Source organism: Lentilactobacillus dabitei (assembly GCF_019061365.1).
Classification (GTDB): Bacteria; Bacillota; Bacilli; order Lactobacillales; family Lactobacillaceae; genus Lentilactobacillus; species Lentilactobacillus dabitei.
In genome coordinates this window covers 1-1,300 of record NZ_JAHPPD010000145.1, presented here as the reverse complement: position 1 = coordinate 1,300, position 1,300 = coordinate 1, and the positions used below count along the sequence as shown (strand labels likewise).

The following is a 1,300-nucleotide window of genomic DNA, read 5'->3' as shown; positions in this document are numbered from 1 at the left end:
CAAAAACGCCCCGGATCATAAACCCGAAGGCGAGATAACCAAACAATGGGGCAATAATAATCATGCCGGCATTTCTTAATGTAATTGAATCAAGCAAGACTCCACTTAGCAGGACAATCCCGCCAACCACCAGTAATCCGGCAAACCACCAATCATCGGCAGCATCGAAAACCACATGTTCTGCAAAGCCAGGAGGTGGTGGCGGTGTAACTTCTGGGCTGTCCAAATAATTTAAATGAAAAAAGATATACGTGCCAGCCATTAAGGAAGCTAAGCCGAAACATAAATGCGAGTAATATTTTCCAATCCTTTTTAGCATTTTTATCACTTCCTAAATTTTGGGCAAAATAAAAACACCTCACTATTTAGTAGCGGGCGCTTGGTAATCTTTGCCAGTGATCTGTTTGTATTGATCGGAATTAATGAAACCGTTTTGTACATACCATTCAATTGCTGGCGTTAAAATATTCCAGCCATAAAACAATTTAGTTATCAGCTGCCTGTTCGGTAGCTGGCGTACCAGTTACCCAGCCATCGGTGTCAAGTGTTACATAATAAGTCATAAAAATATCCTTCTTTCTAATTACCGGAGGGAATCATATTTTGATTATTATCCTCCCACATACTTTTTGTATTTAAAAGTTACTATATTTCTACCTGATAAAAGGGTTGAACAATTCAGTCCCGATAAAGCCTGAAAGTTACTCGTCTGCAAATAAATTGAGTTTCCCGTTGTCATTAAGTCTAACTGTCCAATATCTCCACTCGTGTTATTAAAATCAATATTGTAAACCAATTGTCCTGAAATGTCATAAAGGCCAGTCACGATATCCCCTAAATTGATCATCTCGTATTTGGTGTCCATTATGCTGGCATCGTTAGTTGATCCAAAAAGTTCTATATACCCTGTGTTACTACTTTCATCAATTTTTAAAAAAGCATCATAAGATTTAAGCAGAGCGTTGCTTCCAGTTAAATGACGCCAAGCACTTGCTTTAACGCTTTTCAAATCGGCCATAGTAGCGGCCTGATTATCCCCCTTATCTTTCGAGGCGTCTTTAATAGTTGGCGCAATACTGAATGTCTGTGCAGCTGTATATGTGTTAGCCTGCCCCGTTCGTGCTAGGTCAGACGGTAAACTGCTTGCGAGAAGCAACGGATTATTGTTGACCGTTGGAACGGTATTAAAGTTGTTAGCACCAGATAGGTGGGCTACTTTGGAATCGTCAGCAGGTGTAATAGAGCTGCCATTAACTTCAATTGTGCCATTCTTATTATCAGTAACCTTATCTTCTGGTGC

2 protein-coding genes and 1 pseudogene are annotated in these 1,300 nt (G+C 39.9%); all 3 read right to left on the bottom strand.

Features of this window, described 5'->3' with window-relative positions; translation table 11 throughout:
* Window positions 1-319, bottom strand: a 319-nt coding sequence (locus KTE19_RS13135; protein WP_217342467.1) for a hypothetical protein, incomplete at its 3' end; no start/stop codon positions are given.
* A 42-nt stretch (window positions 320-361) separates the two neighbouring features.
* The gene (locus KTE19_RS13130; protein ID WP_249778670.1) at window positions 362-484 is read right to left on the bottom strand and encodes an XkdX family protein; all 123 of its coding nucleotides are present in this window, start codon (window positions 482-484) and stop codon (window positions 362-364) included.
* A 126-nt stretch (window positions 485-610) separates the two neighbouring features.
* Window positions 611-1,300 (bottom strand): annotated as a pseudogene (locus KTE19_RS13125) (hypothetical protein); the annotation flags it as partial.